At 64.2% G+C, this 21127-nt stretch carries 21 protein-coding genes; 4 read left to right on the top strand and 17 right to left on the bottom strand.

What is annotated here, in order from left to right; genetic code table 11:
- Positions 1–3 precede the first annotated feature (3 nt).
- Positions 4–1344 (bottom strand): glutamine synthetase family protein, encoded by a 1341-nt coding sequence (locus tag QRN45_RS10685; protein ID WP_241710366.1) that lies wholly within the window; start codon positions 1342–1344, stop codon positions 4–6.
- Between the two features lie 190 nt (positions 1345–1534).
- Here QRN45_RS10685 and panB point away from each other — a divergent pair, with 190 nt between their 5' ends.
- Complete coding sequence (gene panB / locus QRN45_RS10680; protein WP_284763296.1) at positions 1535–2446, top strand: 3-methyl-2-oxobutanoate hydroxymethyltransferase; 912 nt, start codon at positions 1535–1537, stop codon at positions 2444–2446.
- A 24-nt stretch (positions 2447–2470) separates the two neighbouring features.
- On the opposite strand, the gene QRN45_RS10675 is transcribed toward panB, so the two are convergent.
- Complete coding sequence (locus tag QRN45_RS10675) at positions 2471–2635, bottom strand: SPOR domain-containing protein (protein WP_139359517.1); 165 nt, start codon at positions 2633–2635, stop codon at positions 2471–2473.
- A 114-nt stretch (positions 2636–2749) separates the two neighbouring features.
- Between QRN45_RS10675 and map the strand changes: the two genes are divergently transcribed.
- Positions 2750–3628: a type I methionyl aminopeptidase gene (gene map / locus QRN45_RS10670; RefSeq protein WP_284763294.1), complete on the top strand. Its 879-nt coding sequence runs from the start codon at positions 2750–2752 to the stop codon at positions 3626–3628.
- Between the two features lie 72 nt (positions 3629–3700).
- Entirely contained in the window at positions 3701–4504 is an 804-nt protein-coding gene (gene ppgK / locus QRN45_RS10665; RefSeq protein WP_078105554.1) for a polyphosphate--glucose phosphotransferase, read from the top strand.
- Positions 4505–4553: 49 nt separating this feature from the next.
- On the opposite strand, the gene nrdR is transcribed toward ppgK, so the two are convergent.
- The 3 genes from nrdR to QRN45_RS10650 all read right to left on the bottom strand — a co-directional run bounded on the left by nrdR (position 4554) and on the right by QRN45_RS10650 (position 7173).
- Positions 4554–5066: a transcriptional regulator NrdR gene (gene nrdR / locus QRN45_RS10660; protein ID WP_078105555.1), complete on the bottom strand. Its 513-nt coding sequence runs from the start codon at positions 5064–5066 to the stop codon at positions 4554–4556.
- Between the two features lie 166 nt (positions 5067–5232).
- Complete coding sequence (gene hisD, locus QRN45_RS10655) at positions 5233–6606, bottom strand: histidinol dehydrogenase (RefSeq protein ID WP_241710364.1); 1374 nt, start codon at positions 6604–6606, stop codon at positions 5233–5235.
- Between the two features lie 9 nt (positions 6607–6615).
- Positions 6616–7173, bottom strand: coding sequence for a hypothetical protein (locus QRN45_RS10650; protein ID WP_284763291.1), 558 nt, complete (start codon positions 7171–7173; stop codon positions 6616–6618).
- Between the two features lie 158 nt (positions 7174–7331).
- Between QRN45_RS10650 and QRN45_RS10645 the strand changes: the two genes are divergently transcribed.
- Complete coding sequence (locus QRN45_RS10645; RefSeq protein WP_113990687.1) at positions 7332–7790, top strand: flavin reductase family protein; 459 nt, start codon at positions 7332–7334, stop codon at positions 7788–7790.
- Here the strand turns inward: QRN45_RS10645 and dnaE are convergent, their stop codons facing one another.
- The 12 genes from dnaE to murG all read right to left on the bottom strand — a co-directional run bounded on the left by dnaE (position 7791) and on the right by murG (position 21127).
- A complete protein-coding gene (gene dnaE, locus QRN45_RS10640) occupies positions 7791–11348 on the bottom strand; it encodes a DNA polymerase III subunit alpha (RefSeq protein WP_241710363.1) in 3558 nt (1185 codons plus the stop codon).
- Positions 11349–11409: 61 nt separating this feature from the next.
- Positions 11410–12336: an RluA family pseudouridine synthase gene (locus tag QRN45_RS10635; RefSeq protein ID WP_241710362.1), complete on the bottom strand. Its 927-nt coding sequence runs from the start codon at positions 12334–12336 to the stop codon at positions 11410–11412.
- The gene (lspA, locus tag QRN45_RS10630; RefSeq protein WP_284763290.1) at positions 12329–12931 is read right to left on the bottom strand and encodes a signal peptidase II; all 603 of its coding nucleotides are present in this window, start codon (positions 12929–12931) and stop codon (positions 12329–12331) included. The genes QRN45_RS10635 and lspA overlap by 8 nt, the downstream gene beginning before the upstream one ends.
- A 93-nt stretch (positions 12932–13024) precedes the next feature.
- Positions 13025–13708, bottom strand: coding sequence for a DivIVA domain-containing protein (locus QRN45_RS10625; protein WP_078105561.1), 684 nt, complete (start codon positions 13706–13708; stop codon positions 13025–13027).
- 166 nt (positions 13709–13874) lie between these two features.
- Positions 13875–14162, bottom strand: a complete 288-nt coding sequence (locus tag QRN45_RS10620) for a YggT family protein (RefSeq protein WP_078105562.1) — start codon at positions 14160–14162, stop codon at positions 13875–13877.
- Positions 14163–14265: 103 nt separating this feature from the next.
- Positions 14266–14796, bottom strand: a complete 531-nt coding sequence (locus QRN45_RS10615; protein ID WP_078105563.1) for a cell division protein SepF — start codon at positions 14794–14796, stop codon at positions 14266–14268.
- Between the two features lie 88 nt (positions 14797–14884).
- Complete coding sequence (locus tag QRN45_RS10610; protein WP_241710359.1) at positions 14885–15634, bottom strand: YggS family pyridoxal phosphate-dependent enzyme; 750 nt, start codon at positions 15632–15634, stop codon at positions 14885–14887.
- Positions 15627–16322 (bottom strand): purine nucleoside phosphorylase YfiH/LACC1 family protein, encoded by a 696-nt coding sequence (locus tag QRN45_RS10605; RefSeq protein WP_284763288.1) that lies wholly within the window; start codon positions 16320–16322, stop codon positions 15627–15629. The genes QRN45_RS10610 and QRN45_RS10605 overlap by 8 nt, the downstream gene beginning before the upstream one ends.
- A 38-nt stretch (positions 16323–16360) precedes the next feature.
- Positions 16361–17590 carry a cell division protein FtsZ gene (ftsZ, locus tag QRN45_RS10600; protein ID WP_241710357.1) on the bottom strand — a complete coding sequence of 410 codons (1230 nt, stop codon included), beginning with the start codon at positions 17588–17590 and terminating at the stop codon, positions 16361–16363.
- Positions 17591–17806: 216 nt separating this feature from the next.
- Positions 17807–18643 (bottom strand): cell division protein FtsQ/DivIB, encoded by an 837-nt coding sequence (locus tag QRN45_RS10595; protein ID WP_241710356.1) that lies wholly within the window; start codon positions 18641–18643, stop codon positions 17807–17809.
- On the bottom strand, positions 18636–20009 hold the full coding sequence (gene murC, locus QRN45_RS10590; RefSeq protein ID WP_284763287.1) for a UDP-N-acetylmuramate--L-alanine ligase: 1374 nt from the start codon (positions 20007–20009) through the stop codon (positions 18636–18638). The genes QRN45_RS10595 and murC overlap by 8 nt, the downstream gene beginning before the upstream one ends.
- Positions 20006–21127, bottom strand: coding sequence for an undecaprenyldiphospho-muramoylpentapeptide beta-N-acetylglucosaminyltransferase (murG, locus tag QRN45_RS10585; RefSeq protein WP_264637723.1), 1122 nt, complete (start codon positions 21125–21127; stop codon positions 20006–20008). Before murG ends, murC begins: the two co-directional genes overlap by 4 nt.

Here is a 21127-nt window from a genome sequence, read left to right as displayed (position 1 = left end):
GGCTTAGAGAATGCCGAGATTGCGCTTGAGCTCGTAAGGCGTGACCTGGAGCCGGTAGTCCTGCCATTCCGCACGCTTGTTGCGCAGGAAGTGGTCAAAGACCTGTTCGCCGAGGATGTCAGCTACGAGTTCCGAATCCTCCATGGCGCGGATGGCATCGTGCAGGCTTGCCGGCAGCGGAGTGTGACCCATCGCCTTGCGCTCGGCCGAGGTCAGCGACCAGACGTCGTCTTCCGCGGCGGCCGGAAGGTCGTAGCCTCCTTCGATACCCTTGAGTCCTGCCCCGAGCAACACGGCGTAGGCGAGGTAAGGGTTGGTGGCGGAGTCAATCCCGCGGTATTCGATCCGTGCGGACTGGCCCTTGCCCGGCTTGTACAGCGGGACGCGAACCAGGGCAGAACGGTTGTTGTGGCCCCAGCTCAGGTAGCTGGGCGCTTCGCCGCCGCCCCATAGACGCTTGTACGAATTGACGAACTGGTTGGTGACGGCGGTGAATTCCGGAGCGTGGCGCAGGATGCCGGCGATGAACTGGCGTGCCGTCTTGGACAACTGGAATTCGGCGCCGGCTTCGTAGAAAGCGTTCGTGTCACCCTCGAACAGCGAGAAGTGCGTGTGCATGCCCGAGCCAGGGTGGTCGGTGAACGGCTTCGGCATGAACGTGGCGTAGGTGCCCTGCTGCAGGGCCACTTCCTTGATGACCGTGCGGAAAGTCATGATGTTGTCCGCCGTCTGGAGGGCGTCCGCGTACCGGAGATCGATCTCGTTCTGGCCGGGTCCACCTTCGTGGTGGCTGAACTCCACGGAGATTCCCACGGATTCAAGCATGGTGACGGCCGTGCGGCGGAAGTCCTGTGCAACGCCGCCCGGCACGTGGTCGAAGTAGCCGCCCTCGTCAACGGGAACAGGGACGCCGTTGGCGTCGAGGTCCTGGGACTTGAGGAGGTAGAACTCGATCTCAGGATGCGTGTAGCAGGTGAAGCCCATGTCCGCTGCCTTGGCGAGGGTCCGCTTGAGCACGTTCCGGGGGTCGGCGGCCGACGGCTCGCCGTCGGGGGTCAGGATGTCGCAGAACATCCTCGAGGTCTGCTCGGTTTCACCGCGCCACGGCAGGATCTGGAAGGTGGAGGGGTCGGGCTGCGCCAGCATGTCGGACTCGAAAACCCTCGCGAGGCCCTCGATCGCCGAGCCATCGAAACCCAGGCCTTCTTCGAAGGCGCCTTCCACTTCTGCCGGCGCAAGAGCCACCGATTTCAGGGAACCGACGACGTCGGTAAACCACAAGCGTACGAAGCGCACATCACGCTCTTCGATAGTTCGCAGAACGAACTCTTGCTGGCGGTCCATGGGGCCTCATTTCCGGGTCAACGTCCATGCCGCGGATTCGGAATTCGAAGCCGACGACAACTCAGCATTCACTCTACTAAGCATTGGCCCGGATTGGCTGCACCCCTGGTTCGCGTAACACAGCGTTTACAAATGTGAGGCTCCCCATGCGCCGGTGGCTAGGACGGCCGGTACCGCATACGCTCTATTCATGGCCCCAAGCAACAGTTCCGATTCCAGCATGCCCGCCGAAATTCCTGCTCCTTACGGAACGGGACCTGCCGTTGCAGGTTCCGGGGCTTCAGCGGATGCTTCGACGCCGAAGCCCGCCGCAAGGATCCGCACCCATCACCTTCAACAGGCCAAGGCCAAGGGTGAGCGCTTTGCGATGTTGACTGCCTACGAGCAGTACACGGCAGAGATTTTCGACCAGGCCGGCATCGAGGTCCTGCTGATCGGCGATTCGGCTTCCAACAACGTCTTCGGGAACGAAACCAGCCTCCCCGTGACTGTCGACGAACTCCTCCCCTTGTGCCGCGCGGTGGCCCGATCCGCCAAGCGTGCCTTGGTCGTGGCCGATCTGCCCTTTGGCAGCTACGAAGTGTCCCCCGAGCAGGCAGTGGCAACAGGCGTCCGCTTCCTGAAGGAAGGCTTGGCGCACGCTGTCAAGATCGAAGGCGGCGCGTTCTACGCCGGAACGGTGCGGGCCATGGTCCAGGCCGGCATTCCCGTCATGGCACACATCGGCTTCACTCCGCAGAGCGAACACTCACTGGGCGGCTACCGCGTCCAGGGCCGGGGCGAAGACTCCTCGCGCCTGGTCGAAGACGCCGTTGCCCTTGCAAATGCCGGAGCATTCTGTGTGCTCATGGAGATGGTCCCCGCGGACACGGCTGCCGCCGTCGACGCCGCGATCGAGGTTCCCACCATCGGAATCGGCGCAGGCAACGCGACCACGGGACAGGTTCTGGTGTGGCAGGACATGGCCGGGCTCCGCGGCGGCAAGATGGCCAAGTTCGTCAAGCAATATGCGGACCTGCGCACCACGCTGAGCGACGCTGCGAAGGCCTACGCCGACGACGTCAGGTCCGGCCAGTTTCCCGGCCCGGAGCACTCTTTCTAGGACCGGAACCGGCCCTCGTCGCCGCTAGTCCTCGTCGTCTTTGTCCCAGGCTTCGTTGCGGGCCTTGACCTTTTCGAGCGCGTGCTCCGCTTCTTCCCGGGTCTTGTAGGGACCGATCAGCTGGGACCAGTCGGACATCGCGTCCTCTTCGATTTGGTGCGTCTGAACGTTGTACCAGAACTCCGCCACTGTTTCTCCTTTGCGATTCCCGCCGTGACCCCGGCGGGCCGATTGCCCCTCGAACGGGCCGATATTTAGCTACTTAGTTACTTGCGTCTCGTGCGTCCCTTATATGATCAATCTATGCCTTCTCCCGCTCTGACCGCACCCATCGGCACGCTCACCCGTGGAACCGTCAGCCCGCAGCTGCCCGTACCGGCGTCCATCCCGCGCCCGGAGTATGTCGGCAAGCCAGGACCCGCGAAGTTCACCGGGTCGGAGGTCAAATCGGCGGAAACCATCGAGAAGATCCGCATCGCCAGCAAAATCGCGGCGCAGGCGATCGTCGAGGTCGGCAAGCACATCGAGCCCGGCATCACAACGGACCAGTTGGACCGGATCGGCCACGAGTTCATTCTGGACCACCACGCCTACCCGTCGACTCTTGGCTACCGCGGCTTCCCCAAGTCCCTGTGCTCCTCGCTCAACGAGGTCATCTGCCACGGCATTCCGGACAGCACCGTCGTGCGGGACGGCGACATCCTGAACATCGACATCACGGCCTACATCAACGGAGTCCACGGCGACACGAACTACACCTTCCTGGTGGGCGACGTCGACGACGAGTCCCGGCTGCTGGTTGAACGCACCCAGGAGTCGCTCAACCGGGCCATCAAGGCCGTAGCCCCCGGCCGCGAAATCAACGTGATCGGCCGGGCCATCCAGTCATACGCGAAACGCTTCGGCTACGGCGTGGTCCGTGACTTCACGGGCCATGGCGTCGGCGAGGCCTTCCACACGGGCCTGATCATCCCCCACTACGACGCCGCACCGGCCTACAACACCGTGATCGAAGCCGGCATGGTGTTCACCATTGAGCCCATGCTCACCCTCGGAACGATTGAGTGGGACATGTGGCCCGATGATTGGACGGTAGTCACCCGCGACCACAAGCGGACCGCGCAATTCGAACACACCCTGTTGGTCACCGAGACCGGCGCCGAAATCCTGACTCTTCCTTAAGCTCTCCGGAAGGTCACCTGCAGCCGTTCGTGCTGCGACCTGCCCACCCCTCCTGCCATGAACGGAAACGCATTGACCAAGAAGGATGAGAAGATCCACAAGAACGGCCCGCTGATCGGCATCGACGTCGGAGGCACCGGCATCAAGGGCGGCATCGTCGACCTCAAGAAGGGCAAGCTGCTCGGGGACCGCCTCCGTATTCCGACGCCGCAGCCCGCCACACCCGAAGCTGTCGCCGAAGTGATCGCACAGATCGTCGAGGAGTTGTCGGCACGCGAGGATGCTCCGGCCCAGGGTTCGCCCGTGGGAGTCACCTTCCCCGGAATCATCCAGCACGGCGTGGTCCGCTCCGCCGCGAATGTGGACAAGTCCTGGCTCGACACGGACATTGATTCACTGCTCACCAAGCGTCTGGACCGTCCCGTCGAGGTCATCAACGACGCCGATGCAGCCGGACTCGCCGAAGCCCGCTACGGCGCAGGCGAAGGGGTCGACGGCACGGTCCTGGTGATCACGCTCGGTACGGGCATCGGCTCAGCCTTCATCTTCAACGGGCACCTGGTTCCCAATGCCGAGCTCGGCCACCTCGAGGTGGACGGCCACGACGCCGAAACGAAGGCATCCGCCGTCGCGCGCGAACGGGACGGCTTGAGCTGGGAAGAATACAGCGTGCTCCTGCAGCGCTATCTCTCCCACGTCGAGTTCCTGTTCTCCCCGGAACTCTTCATCATCGGCGGCGGCATTTCGAAGCGCTCGGACGAATACTTCCCCCACTTGGATCTGCGGACCCGCATCGTGACGGCGGAACTGAAGAACGACGCCGGGATCGTGGGGGCCGCGCTCGACGTCGCCCTCCACCACAAGCTGGCCAAGTAGGGTGGTGCCGGTGGTGGCTGCGGCTTCCCCTCCGCTGCCACCACCGGAGCTAAATGGGGCTCTTCTCGGAGCTCTTGCCCTTGGCGCTCTTCGCTGCATTCTCCGCCGCGGCGCTTTCGGCCTCGTGCCGGAGCAGCGCAATGGCTGATTCGAAGTCCTCAAGCGATTCGAAGGCCTGATAGACGCTGGCAAAACGAAGGTAGGCGACTTCGTCCAGTTTCTGGAGTGGCCCAAGGATCGCCAAGCCGACCTCGTGGGCGTCGATTTCCGCCGCACCGGAAGATCGGATGTTCTCCTCGACTTCCTGGGCGAGCATCGCAAGGTCGTCCTCAGTCACGGGCCGGCCCTGGCAGGCCTTGCGAACGCCGTTGATGATCTTGATCCGGCTGAAGGGCTCTCCCACGCCTGAGCGTTTGATGACGGAAAGGCTGGTGGTTTCCACAGTGGTGAAACGGCGTCCGCACTCGGGGCACTGGCGGCGGCGGCGGATGGCTGAGCCGTCGTCGGCCATCCGGCTGTCCACGACGCGGGAGTCGGGGTTTCGGCAGAACGGACAATACACGCTGGGCCTCCCCGCTTCGGTTCCGGCACGCTGTCCGCCCGGCGTGTGCCGGGAACGCAAGAGGTGCCGGAAGTTTGACTTCCGGCACCAGTTTACGGCTACATGAGTCCTAATGACAACACTGTAATTACTATATGTAGTGGTCGCAACCCATACATGTAGTGGTTCAGGCCCCCGCGAAACGAATCTTGACCGCGTCGCCGTGGCCAGGAAGGTCCTCGGCATCCGCGAGGCTCACGATGTGCCTGCTGACCTGTTCCAAGGCAGCCTTGTCGTAGTTGATCACTTGGACGGCACGCAGGAACGTTGTCACGTTCAGGCCGGAAGAGAAGGCTGCGGTGCCGCTCGTGGGCAAGACGTGGTTGGAGCCGGCACAGTAGTCTCCGAGGCTGACGGGGCTGTAGTCCCCCACGAAAATCGCCCCGGCGTTGCGGATCCGCGCGGCGACCGCGGCTGCGTCCGCCGTCATGATTTCCAAGTGCTCGGCCGCGTACGCATCGCAGACGGCGATGCCCTGCCCGAGGTCGTCTACCAGCACCACGCCCGACTGCGGGCCCGACAACGCCGTGGCAACCCGCTCGCCGTGCTTCGTGGTTCCGGCCTGCAGCGCCAGTTCCCGCTGCACCGCCGAGGCGAGTTCCTCCGAGTCGGTGATCAGGACCGACGCCGCCTTCGGGTCGTGCTCGGCCTGGCTGATGAGGTCGGCGGCGACGAGCGCGGGCCGGGCCGAAGCGTCGGCCAAGATGGCGATCTCGGTGGTGCCGGCCTCGGAGTCGATCCCCACGACGCCTTTCACAAGCCGCTTGGCGGTGGCCACGAAGATGTTTCCGGGGCCGGTCACGACGTCCACGGGCTCGATGGGCTGGTCCTCGCCGGTCCCGGGGATGCCGTACGCGAAGGATACGATCGCCTGGGCACCCCCGATGGCGTAGACCTCGTCGATTCCCAGCAGGGCGGCCGCGGCCAGGATGGTGGGGTGGGGCAAGCCGCCAAAGTCCTTCTGGGGCGGGGAAGCCAACGCGATCGAGGCGACGCCGGCAGCCAGCGCCGGAACAACGTTCATGATCACCGAGGACGGGTAGACGGCCAGTCCGCCCGGAACGTACAGTCCCACTCGCCCCACCGGTACCCAGTTCTGGCTCACGACGGCGCCGTCCCCCAGTTCCACATCGACGTTCGCCGGCCGCTGGCCGTCCGCAAAGCGCCGGGCACGCCTGATGGATTCCTCCAGGGCCGCCCGGACGGACGGGTCGAGGTTTTCAAGGGCTTCGGCAAGGGCCGTGGCAGGTACTCGAGGGTGGGATTGTTCCACGCCGTCGAACGCCAACGCGAACTCACCCAGGGCTTCGAAGCCGCGGGAGCGGACCGCCGCAATGATGTCCACGACCTTTTGCTCGGCGTCCGCCATGGTCTGATGCTTCGCCCGGGGCACCACGGCCCGCAGTTCCGCCAAGGTCAGGGACCGTCCGCGCAAGTCAATGCGGCGGAAGTCCAGGGACTGGGAAGCGGTGTCGGCAGGGTTCTCCGGAGAAATGGTCACCAGATCATTTTACGGGGCGAGCGGCGGTGCCTCGGGCTGCTTTCCCATCAAGCCGAAAAGAGTAAGGAGGAATGTCACGAGGGCGGTTGCTCCCGGCCACAGCAAGAGTGCCGACGCCGCCCGCAATGAGAAGCCTTCACCGCCGCTTGAGGCTGGACCCCACCACTGCGCGGCCAACAGGCCCACCTGCCAGGCCACGAGTGCCCCCACCGCGCCACCCAGGACCGCCAGGAAGGTGCGAATGCCGTGCCCCGGTTTCCGGACCTTGCTGTCGAGCAGGACTGCCGTGAAGCAGCCGGAAAGCAACAGCAGCCCGGCCAGGACCAGGTCCCTCGGAAGCCTGCCGGCCGAGGCTGTCGGATCGGCGAGGGCGGGATTTCCGGAGATCACGTTCAGGCCACCCGGAGCCAACAGCCACCACACCAGGCCAAGCCCAAGGCCGGAGGCGGCAGGCACCGCGAGCCAAAGCCACAATTTGCGGTCCCGACTGCCGGTGTCCGTGCCGGGGTCCGGATCCGTGTCCCGCGCGGGACCGGAGTCGAGAAGGTTCGATGTTGGCTTGGTCATGACACAAACATTAACAAACGTTTCTGGATGCTCAACAAGCAAGCGCCCAGGCGGGCAGCGGAATACGCTGAATCCACCAGCGTTATTACCAATAGCTCACTCAGGAGATCGGCAAAGTGGCTTCGGACAATTCGGCTTTTGAAGGAACATTCAAACAAATGTTCCGCCGGCATGCCGCCGGGGTGGCCATCATCACTGCCGACCTCAACGGCAAGCCTTTCGGCTTCACCGCGACGTCCGTGGCTTCGCTGTCCGCCGAGCCGCCACGCTTCACCTTCAACATGTCCCGCAGTTCCAGCTCCTGGCCGGCCGTGGCGAATTCGACGTATATCGGACTGCACATGCTCGGCCTCGAGAACCAGGCCCTCGCAGACCGCTTCGCCCGCACCCAGGAACGGTTTGAAGGCGACCACTGGGAACCAGGCCCCTTCGATGTCCCCATCCTGAAGAACGTGGCCGGCTGGTTGATCGGCAAGATCCAGATGCGCCTGTCCTTCGAAAACAACGCGATCGTCGTGGTGGAAGTTGTCGACGGGCTTGTCGGCGAGGATGACACCCCGCTGCTGTACCACTCGGGCTCCTACGGCCAGCCGGTCCCGCTCGACTATGAGATCTAGTTAGCTGTCCAGGCAGGTCGGGCCGAGCAGTACCTTGAGGTCGCCGAAAAGCGACGGTGTGGGGTTCACGCGCAAGTGCACCGGCAGGCCCATGACCTCGACCTTGGAGTCGCCCTGCAGGTGGAGCCTGACTTCGGAGTTTCCCCGGTGCGTTGTCAGGACATCGCGAAGATCGGTGACGACGGCCTCGGTTGCCTTGTAGGTGGGCATCGTGATGACCAACGGGCCGTTGGTACCCTCGCTGAGGTCCGGAACCGAAAGCTCCATGCAGTTCAAGGTGACCGCACCGTCGTCGCGCCGCTGCAAGCGCCCCTTGACCACGACGATCAGGTCCTCCGCGAGGACCGAAGCGATGGGGCCGTAGACCTGGCCGAAGAACATGACCTCGATGGAGGCACCAAGGTCTTCGATCTCGGCCCGCGCATAGGCGTTGCCGCTTGCTTTGGCGATCCTGCGGCTGAGCGAGGTGATCATGCCCGCGATGGTGACGATGGCGCCGTCGTGCGGTCCGTCTTCTCCCAGGATCGAGGTGATCGACTGCTCGGCATGCTGGCTCAGCACGCCCTCAAGCCCTTGCAGGGGGTGGTCCGAGACATAGAGCCCAAGCATGTCCCGCTCGAAAGCGAGCTTGTCCTTCTTCTCCCATTCCGGCAGGTCCGGGATCTCGGTACTCAAGGAGGCTTGCGGCTCCTGGTCCTCGAATCCGGCGAAGAGATCGAACTGGCCGATCGCCTCATTGCGCTTGAGCGTGATGACGGAATCGATCGCTTCTTCGTGGACCATGGCCAATGCACGGCGGTGGTGGCCAAGCGAGTCGAAGGCGCCGGCCTTGATGAGGGACTCGATGGTGCGCTTGTTGCAGACGACCGCCGGAACCTTCATGAGGAAGTCCTTGAAGGAGGTGTAATTGCCTTCGCTCCCCCGGGCGGCCACCATGGCTTCCACCACGTTGACGCCGACGTTGCGGATGGCCCCCATCCCGAAGCGGATGTCGGTTCCCACAGGGGTGAAGTTGAGGCTTGACTCGTTGACGTCCGGCGGCAGGACCGTAATGCCCATGCGCCGGCATTCATTGAGGTAGATGGCCGATTTATCCTTGTCGTCGCCCACGGACGTGAGCAGGGCCGCCATGTATTCGGGAGCGTAGTGGGCCTTCAGGTACGCGGTCCAGTAGGAGATGACCCCGTATGCGGCGGAGTGGGCCTTATTGAAGGCGTAGTCGGAGAACGGGAGCAGGATGTCCCACAAGGTCTTGACGGCATCCATGGAGTAGCCGTTGTCCTGCATGCCCTGGGAGAAGCCGGCGAACTGCTTGTCCAGTTCGGATTTCTTCTTCTTGCCCATGGCGCGCCGGAGGATATCGGCCTGGCCCAGCGAGTAGCCGGCAAGCTTCTGGGCTACGGCCATGACCTGCTCCTGGTACACGATCAGGCCATACGTTCCGCCGAGGATTTCGGATAGGGGTTCCTCGAGTTCCGGATGGATCGGGATGACCTCCTGGATCTTGTTCTTGCGGAGCGCGTAGTCAGTGTGCGCGTTGGCGCCCATGGGGCCGGGCCGGTACAGCGCCAATACGGCGGAGATGTCTTCGAAGTTGTCAGGCTTCATGAGCTTGAGCAGGGACCGCATGGGCCCGCCGTCGAGCTGGAAGACGCCCAACGTGTCGCCGCGCGCCAGCAACTCGTACGACGCCGGATCGTCCAACGCCAGGTGCTCGAGATCCAGGTCGATGCCGCGGTTCATCTTGATGTTTTCCAGTGCGTCGGAAATGATCGTCAGGTTCCTCAGGCCGAGGAAGTCCATCTTGATCAGGCCAAGGCCTTCGGACGTCGGGTAGTCGAACTGGGTGATGACCTGGCCGTCCTGGATGCGGCGCATGACAGGAATGACGTCGATGATGGGGTCCGAGGACATGATGACGCCTGCAGCGTGCACACCCCACTGCCGCTTCAGCCCCTCGATGCCCAGCGCGGTCTCGAAGACCTTGGCGGCCTCCGGGTCCGTGCTGATGAGCTGGCGGAAGTCTCCCGCCTCCCCATAGCGCTTGGCCTCCGGGTTCTGGATGTCCGCCAGCGGGATGTCCTTGGCCATCACCGCCGGCGGCAGGGCCTTGGTGAGCTGCTCACCCATGCTGAACGGGTAGCCGAGCACGCGGGAGGAGTCCTTGAGCGCCTGCTTGGTCTTGATGGTGCCGTAGGTGACGATCATGGCCACGCGCTCGTCGCCGTACTTCCGGGTGACGTAGTCGATGACCTCGGAGCGGCGCCGATCATCGAAGTCGACGTCGAAGTCGGGCATGGACACGCGGTCCGGGTTGAGGAAGCGCTCGAAGATCAGGCCGTGTGCCAGGGGGTCAAGGTCGGTGATGCGCATGGCATACGCCACCATGGAGCCCGCACCCGAGCCACGGCCCGGACCCACCCGGATCCCGTTGTTCTTGGCCCAGTTGATGAAGTCGGCCACCACGAGGAAGTAACCGGGGAAGCCCATGGACGTGATGACGTCAAGCTCATAGTCGGCTTGCTTGCGCACCTTGTCCGGGACGCCGTCCGGGTAGCGGTAATCGAGTCCCGTGGCCACTTCCTTGACGAGCCAGGAGGTCTCGTCCTCGCCGGGAGGACAAGGGAACCGCGGCATGTAGTTCGCGCCTGTGTTGAAGGACACTTCGCAGCGCTCTGCGATCAGCAGGGTGTTGTCGCAGGCTTCAGGATGGTCACGGAAGAGCTCGCGCATCTCCTGCGGCGACTTCAGGTAGTAGCCGCTGCCGGAGAAAGCGAATCGCGAGCCGCCGTTGTCATAGGTGGGCTCAAGCAGCGTGGAGCCCGACTGGATCGCCAACAAAGCCTCGTGGGCCTTCGCGTCATGCTCATGCGTGTAGTGGAGGTCATTGGTGGCAACGAGTGGAAGCTTCAGTTCCTTCGCCAGACGCAGCAGGTCGCCAGTGACCCGCCGCTCGATGTCCAGGCCGTGGTCCATCAGTTCGCAGAAGTAGTTTTCCGCACCGAAGATGTCCCGGAATTCGGAAGCCGCGGCCAGCGCCTCCCGGTATTGCCCCAGCCGAAGGCGGGTCTGGACTTCACCGGAAGGGCAGCCGGTGGTGGCGATCAGGCCTTCGGAATAGGTGTTGAGCAACTCCCGGTCGAGGCGTGGCCATTTACCGAACACGGAGTCGAGGGAAGCAATCGAGGATGCCCGGAACAGATTGCGCATGCCGACGTTGTTGTAGCTCAACAACGTCATATGGGTGTAGGAACCACCACCGGAGACGTCATCCTTGCGCTGGCTCTCCTCGCCCCAACGGACGCGCTCCTTGTCGCCGCGCGCCGTGCCGGGGGTGACATAGGCTTCGACGCCGATGATCGGCTTGATGCCTTTGTCCGTGGCCTTCTTCCAGAAATCGAAGGCCCCGAACAGGTAACCGTGGTCCGTGGTCGCCAGCGCAGGCATCCCCAGCCGCTCGGTCTCATCGAACAGCTCGGTGAGACGGGCCGCACCATCCAGCATGGAATATTCGGTGTGGGTGTGCAGATGGACGAACGAGTCATTGCTGGAAGTCACCACGACAGTCTACCGGCAGGGATCCCGCAGGTGGAGTGGCGCGCTGGAAGCGTGGATCGCGCTACGCGTTGCCGCTTTCAAGGAGTTCCAGGGCGTACCGCAGGTCCGCCGGATACTCGCTGGTGACTTCCACCCATTCGCCCGTCCGGGGGTGGTTGAAGCCAAGCCGCCGTGCGTGCAGCCACTGCCGGGTAAGTCCCAGATTGGCGGCCAATCGCGGGTCGGCTCCATAGGTCAGGTCGCCCGCGCAGGGGTGCCTGAGGGCCGAAAAGTGGACCCGGATCTGGTGGGTCCTGCCCGTCTCGAGGTGAATCTCCACGAGGGTGGCCTTGCCATAGGCCTCGAGAACTTCGTAGTGCGTCACCGAGGGACGGCCGTCCTCGATCACCGCAAATCGCCAGTCATGCCCAGGGTGGCGCCCGATGGGCGCGTCGATGGTGCCCGCGAGCGGGTCCGGCAGCCCCTGGACCACTGCGTGGTACACCTTGTCCACGGTGCGCTCCTTGAAGGCCCGCTTGAGTACCGTGTACGCGTGTTCACTCTTTGCCACGATCATGACGCCGGAGGTTCCGACGTCGAGACGGTGGACGATGCCGGCACGCTCAGGCGCGCCGGACGTCGAAATCCGGTATCCCGCACCCGCGAGACCGCCAACCACGGTGGGGCCCACCCAACCCGGCGACGGGTGCGCAGCCACGCCAACAGGCTTGTCGATGACGACAAAGTCGTCATCGTCCAACAGGATATTCAGGCCTTCCACGACTTCCTCCACGACTTCCAAGGGATCCCGGCGTTCGGGAACGGTGACTTCCAACACGGAACCGGCAACGAGCTTCGCCGATTTTCCCACCGTGCCGGCGGAGCCGGTCACGTTGCCCTCGGCGATCAGCAAAGCAGCCGCGGACCGGGAAATATCCATGAGTTTCGCCAAGCCCGCGTCGGCCCTGGCCCCGCCCAATTCTTCCGGCACCACGAAGTGCTCAGACATCGCCCGGAGCCTCTTCTTCCGGCGGGCCGGACTTTGCCGGCGCGGAATCGGCGGAGTGATGACGGGAACCGTCGAGTCCGATCCCCCGTATGGTCAGCAGGCAGATGATCACGACGCCGGAAACCACTGCCGAGTCGGCGATGTTGAAGATGGCAAAGTTGGGCAACTGGATGAAGTCCACCACGTGGCCCATGGCAAAGGAGGGTTCGCGGAACAGTCGATCTGTCAGGTTGCCGAGTGCGCCGCCCAGCAGCAGGCCAAGTGCCAGGGACCACCAGGCCGAGCCCAACCGGCGCACTTGGAACAGGATCACCACTGAAACGGCCGCCATCACGATAGTGAACACCCATGTGACGTTTTCACCGATGGAGAACGCGGCACCGGAGTTTCGGATGTAGTACCAATGCAGGAGCGGAGGAAGGACGGGGATCCGCTCGCCTTCGACCATGGTGCTGGTGACCCAGAGTTTGGTCAGTTGGTCGAAGGCGTAGGCGAACACGGCGAAGCCTGCAAAGACCCAAAGCAGTGCGGGACGCCACGTGTGGGCTTTGATGCGGACCGGCTCCGTGGTGCCGTCAGTTTGTTCGTCGCTCATAGTACTTTCATTCGGTAACTGTGGCTGCTGGCGCCTTAACAGGAGAAAGCCGGTGGCCGAGGAATCCCCAGCCACCGGCTTTCAGAATACTTGCTAGACCTCTGCGGCGGCTTCGCCGACCTCGGGGGCCGCAACTGAGCCGCGGGCATCCAGGTCACGCAGCTGGCCTTCGATGTAGGCCTTCAGGCGGGAGCGGTAGTCGCGTTCGAAGCCGCGGAGCTGCTCCACCTTGCGTTCGAGGACGCTGCGCTGCTGCTCAAGGGCACCGAGGATCTTGCGGGACTTGTCCTGGGCGTCGTTGACAAGGCTGGAGGCTTCGATCTGCGCCTCGGCGATGATCTTTTCCTTCTGCTGCTCGCCATCGGCCACGTGCTTGTCGTGCATCTGCTGCGCCATGGCCAGCAGGCCGGCTGCGGACTCAGCCGAAGGAGAACCGGCCGAAGGTGCGGCCGGGGCAGGAGCCGCGGCAACGGCCGGCTCCTTCTTCTTCTCGGCTTCGGCAGCCTTGGCTTCGGCTTCCGCCTTGGCCTGGGCGTCCTTGTCGGCCTTCACCGGCGCGGGCACCTTCTCGACCACGGGTGCCGATGCTGCGCTGGCCGGGACCGCGTTTCCGCCTTCGCCGAGCTTCTTGCGCAGCTCGTCGTTCTCCTGGTTCAAGCGCCTCAGCTCGACGACGATTTCGTCGAGGAAGTCGTCGACCTCGTCCTGGTCGTAGCCTTCGCGGAACTTGGTCGGCTGAAAGCGCTTGTTGACAACGTCTTCTGGCGTCAAAGCCATCTGGTCACCTCGTTGGTCTAGTTAGTCAGTAGGCCTTCCGGCCGTTCAAAACTACGGTACCTAAATATCATCTGATTCCCCCAATTCAACACCATCGTGTTGGGTCGGAGGATTTGCAGTCCACACGCCAAGGAAACAGATCGACGGCACATGGACTGCGGAAGAGCTACGCCAGCGAGTAGACGAATCCCATCGCGATGCTGACGACAATAAACACGATCAAAAATGCCAGGTCAAGGGATACCCCACCAAGCTGCAGCGGCGGGATCAGCCGGCGGATCCGCTTCAGGGGCGGATCAGTCACCGAATAGACCACATGCGCGGCCACCAGCGCGGCGCCACGGGGGCGCCACTGGCGCGCAAACATCTGCACCAGATCAAAAACGAGCCTAATGATGAGGGTGACCAGGAACAGCAGCAATGCAATGTACAAAAGGCCGAAAACTATGCCCACGGGTTAGCTCAGATCTCCTAGTTCGCCACTTTTCTCGGTCAGTCCCTCTATTGCAACACAGATGCCAGGCAGATCGCTCTGCCTGGCATCCGTGATGACTGTGCTAGCTCTGGTTGAAGAACGTTGCTTGGGCTTCGCTGACCTTCTTGTCGTCGCCAAGAACTTCGACGTACGACGGCGACAACAGGAAAACCTTGCTGGTAACGCGCTCGATGCTGCCATGGAGTCCGAAGACCAGCCCGGCGGAGAAGTCAACGAGGCGCTTGGCATCTCCCTCACCCATGTCGGTGACATTCATGATCACGGGGATGCCGTCCCGGAAACTTTCGCCGATGATCTTGGCGTCGTTGTAGGAGCGGGGGTGGACGGTGGTGATCTGCCTCAGTCCGGAGGCGTCTTCGCGGCTCGATGCCGCACGCTTGATAGGTGTCACGGGTGCGCGGTATTCCTCTTCGGCGACAGGGGGGACTTCACGAACTACTTCACGTACAGGTGCAGGGGCGCGGCGCTCTTCACGATTGTGGTCGACAGACCGGTCTTCGTCCGTGTGCTGCACGTGCTGCTCAGACTCGTAGTGTTCATCGCCATCGGCGAGCCCAAGATAAACCATTGTCTTGCGCAGTGCGCCAGCCATGCTGGACTCCTATCGTGTCTGCAGTAGGCGGGCCGCCCATGACTTGACATAGCTGAAATCCCGGCCCGTCGCTTCCAATACTTTGACGCTACCCCACCCGCGGACGCGAACCGAGAATATCCGAGCCAATTCGCAGGTGTGTCGCGCCAAATTGCACGGCAGCTTCGAGGTCCTGGCTCATCCCGGCCGATATCCCCGCAGCGTCCGGATGCAGCTTCCGCAGATCCGTTGAAATGGCTGCGAGCTTCTCGAACGCCGCCTCCGGGGGCGCTCCGAGCGGCGCGACGGCCATCACGCCGGCCAGGCGCAGACCGGAAGCCGTGGCGATGGACCCGGCGAGGCGTTCGACGTCGGATGGGGCGGCGCCGCCGCGGTGGGCGCCGCCGTCGTGCTCAAGATTGACCTGGATGTAGCAATCAAGGTCCGGTCTGCCCGTCTCGGACTGTTGCCGCGCGACAGCCTTGGCCAAGGCCTCGGCGAGTTGAGGGCGGTCGATTGACTGCACGGAAAAGGCGTATTTCGCCACGGACTTGGCCTTGTTGCTTTGCAGTTGACCGATGAAGTGCCAACGCACCGGGAGTCCGGCGAGCTCGGCGAACTTCGCGGATGCTTCCTGGTCCCGGTTTTCACCGACGTCCGTGACGCCAAGTGCCGCCAACCGGGCTACATCGGCCGCGGGATGGAACTTGCTGACGACTATCAGTTGCGGCTCTTCGCTTCGCCCGGCGGCGGTGGTTGCCGCGGATATCCGCCGGCGGACCACGGCGAGCCGTTCGCGCAGTTCAGCGGTCCGCGAGTCGTCCGGCCTGCTTTCAGCCGTTGGAAAAACCTCACTCATGGGTCCACACCAAACCTGCGAAGCGGCCAGTCTGCTGACTGCGCCGGTAGGAGTAAAGCTTCGCGGTCTCCAGCGTGCACTCTCCCGAGTACTCGACCGTGACGCCGAGGGCTTTCAGCTGGGCACGCACACCGGCAGGCAGGTCCAGCGCGGGAGTGCCCCACGAGGTTGTCGACCAGGTTTCCGGGACGGCGGCAGCTACCTCGGACCGCAGCTCCTCGGGAACTTCGTAGCATTCGCCGCAGATGGAAGGTCCAACCCAGGCGCTGATGGTCGCGGCACCGCGGTGTCGCATATCCACCACGGTGGCGGAAACGATATCCGCAGCAACGCCGGGCCGCCCGGCGTGGACCACCGCAAGGACGGGGTCGGCTTCGTTACGCACTTCGCCCAACAGGACGATGGGGACGCAGTCGGCCACCATCACCGCGAGGGGCTGCCCCCTGGACACCATGGCGTCGGCCGTCGGTCCGTCCCCGTGCGCGGAAATGAATTCGACGGCTTTCCCGTGGACCTGGTTCATGAATTGGAAACGGCGTTGGCCGAGCCCCGCTGCTGCTTCCAGCCGGGCCCGGCGCGCCATGACATCGTCAGGGTTGTCCGCCACGTGCAGTGCAAGGTTGCCCGCATCGTCATCGGAGAAGGCGACCGATATCCCCGGTCGCACTTCTTTTCGCCACCAAAACACTACTGGCTGACTCTCCTGGGTGGGTTTGACCGGACTGGCTACTTCAGGAAGTCCGGAACATCGAGGTCGTCGGTGCGGCTTCCCGAAAGGTCCGGTTCGACGACGGCCGGGAGGTCGACGTCGAAGCCCGAGTCGGCGGGCAAGGCCGACGGGCGCTGCTGTCCCCAGTTGCTCAAGCCCGAAGCCCCGACGCCGGCGGACACGTGCTGCGGCGCCGAATAGGCCGGGGCAGCCGACGGTGCGGGACGGTCCGGCGCCGCAGGGGCCTGGTGCTGGCCGGGCTGCTGGGCAGCGGACTGGTTCATTGACGGGGACGTCGCCTTGAGGTCGTCAAAACCGGCGGCGATGACCGTGACGCGTGCTTCGTCGCCCAGGGCGTCGTCGATGACGGCACCGAAGATGATGTTGGCCTCGGGGTGGGCCACTTCCTGCACGAGCCGCGCGGCCTCGTTGATTTCGAACAGACCCAAGTCGGAGCCGCCCTGGATGGAGAGCAGGACGCCGTGCGCACCGTCGATCGACGCTTCCAGGAGCGGCGAAGCGATGGCGAGCTCTGCCGCCTTGACCGCGCGGTCCTCGCCGCGGGCCGAGCCGATGCCCATCAGCGCGGAGCCCGCACCCTGCATGACCGACTTCACGTCGGCGAAGTCAAGGTTGATCAGGCCGGGAGTTGTGATGAGGTCGGTGATGCCCTGGACACCGGACAGGAGTACTTGGTCAGCGGAACGGAAAGCGTCCAGGACGGAGACGTTACGGTCGCTGATGGAGAGCAAACGGTCGTTCGGGATGACGATGAGGGTATCGACTTCGTCGCGCAGGGCGTCGATTCCGGCCTCGGCCGAACCGGCGCGTCGGCGGCCTTCGAAGGTGAAGGGCCGGGTGACGACGCCGATGGTCAGGGCACCGAGCGAGCGGGCGATCCGGGCCACGACGGGGGCGCCGCCGGTTCCGGTTCCGCCGCCTTCGCCTGCGGTGACGAACACCATGTCCGCTCCGCGGATGACCTCTTCGATCTCGTCGGCGTGGTCCTCGGCGGCCTGGCGACCGACGTCGGGGTTGGCGCCGGCTCCCAGGCCTCGCGTGAGCTCGCGTCCGACGTCAAGCTTGACGTCCGCGTCGCTCATGAGGAGAGCCTGGGCATCGGTGTTGATGGCGATGAACTCGACGCCGCGGAGGCCGACTTCGATCATTCGGTTAACTGCATTCACGCCACCGCCGCCGATGCCGACGACCTTGATGACGGCCAAGTAATTCTGCGGTGCTGCCACGTTTCGTGCCCCTTGCTTGTGTCCTATAGCGAAACAGATCGAGTCCAACTTGAATTCTTGGACCTTAACCCTCTAGTTGAAGGTTATAGTTATGTCAAGTAACTCTTATGTGACGGTATGGGCTATGAATCCGACATTCAATGACCGCCTCCGCGTGTCGTGTGAAAGTCCGAAAAATAGCCCTGTGCGTCAGGCGAGATTACTTCGTGAAATGGCCTATTTGGTAAACGGATGCCTCGGCGTGCTGACATCGTAAACGTTCACAGGAACTTTTGGATTGACGGGAGCCTTGAGCAACGCCTCAAGGACGCGCGCCTTCAGCTCCTTCTCGTCCGCATTCCCCCAGACAACAGTCTTGCCGTCCGTCAGCTTGAGCTCGACGGCGTCCGGCGAGGTGGCCGACGCGCTGGCCATCTTCGCCAGAACATCCGCCGGCAGCGTCGCAAGTACAGCCGTGATCGCCTTGAAGAGACTCTGGTTGGCTCCCTGCCCATCGATGAGGGGCAAGGCAACCGATGCGGGATCCGCGGTTGATCCAAGCTGGACGCCATCGACGTCAACCAGTGAATAGTTGTCACCGCTCTTGACCAGCGCCACGGGCACCCGCTCCACGACGTGGACCAAAAGTTCCGACGGCGGGCGGGCCTCGGTGCTGACGGAACGCACCTGGACGAGGGGCTTGAGCAGCGCGGCGATGTCGGCGTCGTTGATTTGCGGAAGGGGTTTCCCCTTCACCGGCTCAAGGGCCTTCTGGACGCTCCCTGCCTGGAGCAGCTTGGTGCCGTCGACAGTCACTGTGCGCACGGCGAACACCGGCGAATAGACCGCCGCAACGATGATTCCGGCGACCAGCGCGACGACGATGGCCAGCACCGTGAGCACCGTCCGCCGCCGCTTGCGTCCCTTGGGCTCCGGAAAGGCGAGCACATTGCTGTCCTTGACGCCCGCGGCTTCCGAAGGGCCTCCGGCGGGATCGTCGAGGCTGCGTTCGGCACTGACGACGCCGGGCTTGCCTGCCTGCGGCTTGAAAGTGGGTTTCCGGGTGTCAGCCACCCAACAACTCCACGATCCGGGGCCCGTAGGCCGTCACGTCGCCGGCTCCGACCGTCAGGACGATGTCGCCCTCGCCGGCCGCGGCGAGAACCGCGTCCAGTGCTTCCTGTCCGCCGGCCACGAGCCTGCCACTCTTCAGGCGGCCCGTGATCAAGGTACTCGTGACTCCGGGTATGGGATCCTCGCGGGCAGGGTAGATGTCCAGCACGAGGGCCGTGTCCGCCTCGCCAAGCGCTTCCGCAAACTGCTCCGCGAATTCGCGGGTGCGCGAAAACAGGTGCGGCTGGAAAAGCACATGCACCTTGTTGCCGCCTGCCACCGAGCGGGCCGCCGCTAAGGCCGCCCGGACCTCCGTGGGGTGGTGGGCGTAGTCGTCGTAGACACGCACGCCCCTCCCCTCCCCCTTGAACTCGAATCGCCGCGAGGCTCCGGTGAAACGGCCGAGGGCGGCCGAGGCAGCTTCGGGCGCGACGCCGAGCTCGGCGGCGACGGCGAACGCTGCCGCCGCGTTCAAGGCGTTGTGCCGCCCGGGCACTTGGAGGTCAAGCGCGTATTCCTGTCCATCGATAGAGACCCGGACATCGCCGGGTCCCCGGTCGTCGAGGCGGATATCGGCATCCTCCGAGGTCCCGTAGCTCAGCACCCGGGTATTGCCCGCCTCACGGGTTCGTTCCGCAAGGGCCCGGGCACCGTCGTCGTCCGCGCAGGCAAAAAGGACCCCGTTGGCGGGCAGCAGCGCAGCGAAACTGTCGAAGGAGGCATGGACCGCCTCCGGCGTGCCGTAGTAGTCCAGGTGGTCGGCTTCGACGTTGGTGACGACGGCAATAAGGGGCCGGTAGTTCAGGAAGGAGCCGTCCGATTCGTCGGCTTCGGCAACGAAGATGTCCGAGGTGCCGTGCGCCGCGTTCACCCCGAGGGCGGGTACATTGGCGCCGATGGCGAACGAGGGATCGAGGCCCGCTTCCTTGAGCAAGACAGCCACCATTGACGTCGTGGTGGACTTGCCATGCGTACCGGCCACGGTCACCACCCGGTCCGTGCCCATGGTTGCGGCGAGGGCTTCCGAACGGTGCAGCACCGGCAGGCCGGCGGCCCGGGCCGCCTCCAGTTCCGGGTTGTCGGCTTTGATGGCCGAACCGGCGACGACGGTCTGTGCGTCACCAAGGTTTTCCGCGGCGTAGCCAACTGCGATCCGTGCCCCGGCGGACCGGAGGTCATGCATGACGGGCAGGTCCTTGGCGTCCGAACCGCTCACGGGTACGCCCCGTGCCACCATGATGCGTGCGACGGCTGACATGCCCACGCCGCCGATGCCGATGAAGTGGACCCGGCCAAGGGAGACAATGTCTGCGAGGGGCTGGGTCATTCGCTTACCGCTTCCAAGACGAGACCAGCCATCCGCTGATCAGCATTTCTGATGCCAAGTCCTTTTGCCTTGCTGGCCATGTCCTCGAGGCGGGCCTGATCCGTGAGCAAAGGAATCACCTCGGCTTTGAGCCATTCCGCGGTCAGTGCCCGGTCGTCGACCAGAAGCGCCGCCCCGGCCTTGACCAAGGCGGAGGCGTTCAGTGCCTGCTCGCCGTTTCCGATGGGCAGCGGAACGAATACCGCGGGGAGCCCGACGGCGGCCACCTCACTGACCGTTGCCGCGCCGGACCGGGCAAGGAGGACGTCCGCTGCCGCGTAGACATTCTCCATGCCGTCCACGTATTCCACCTGGTGGTAGCCGTCGGCCGCCAGGGGGGCGCCGTCGTCATTGGTCACCGCCTTGCCCCGGCCCGTGATGTGCAGCGTCTGGATGCCGGCTTCCGCCAAAGCGGCGACCGCGCCGGCGATGGTGCGGTTGATGCTCTGGGCACCGGAAGAACCGCCCGTCACGATGAGTGCGGGCTGTCCGGCGTCCAGGCCCAGGGACTGTCTGGCCTCCGCACGCCAGGCCTCACGGTCCAGACCGGCGATGGCCTTGCGCATGGGCATCCCCACGTGGCGGGCATGCCGCAGCCGGGTCTCGGGGAAGGCCACCCCGACATGCTTCGTGAACATGGCTCCCACCCGGTTGGCTAGCCCGGCGCGCGTGTTGGCCTCGTGGATGACGATGGGGATCCTGCGACGCCAGGCCGCGAGGTACATGGGAGTGCAGACATAGCCGCCGACGCCGAGGAGGACGTCGGCGTGTGCGTCGTCCAGGATTCGGCCGGCTTGCTTGACCGCCGCCGCCAGCCTGCCGGGCAGTTTGAGCAGATCCGCGGAAGGCTTCCGGGGAAAGGGAACCCGATCGATCGTTGCCAACTCGTAGCCGGCGGCCGGAACGAGCCGCGTTTCCATGCCGTGGGGCGTGCCGACGGCAAGGATCCTGGCGTCCGGCCGCAGCGACGTGATCGCGTCGGCAATGGCGAGCAACGGGCTGATGTGTCCGGCGGTCCCGCCGCCGGCGAGGACCACGGAGAGGGGTTTGGGCTGGGAATCCTTGGTTTGGGAATTCAT

It is taken from the genome of Arthrobacter sp. efr-133-R2A-63 (assembly GCF_030209795.1).
Taxonomy (GTDB): Bacteria; Actinomycetota; Actinomycetes; order Actinomycetales; family Micrococcaceae; genus Arthrobacter; species Arthrobacter bambusae_A.
This window is presented reverse-complemented; position numbering and strand designations above follow the sequence as displayed.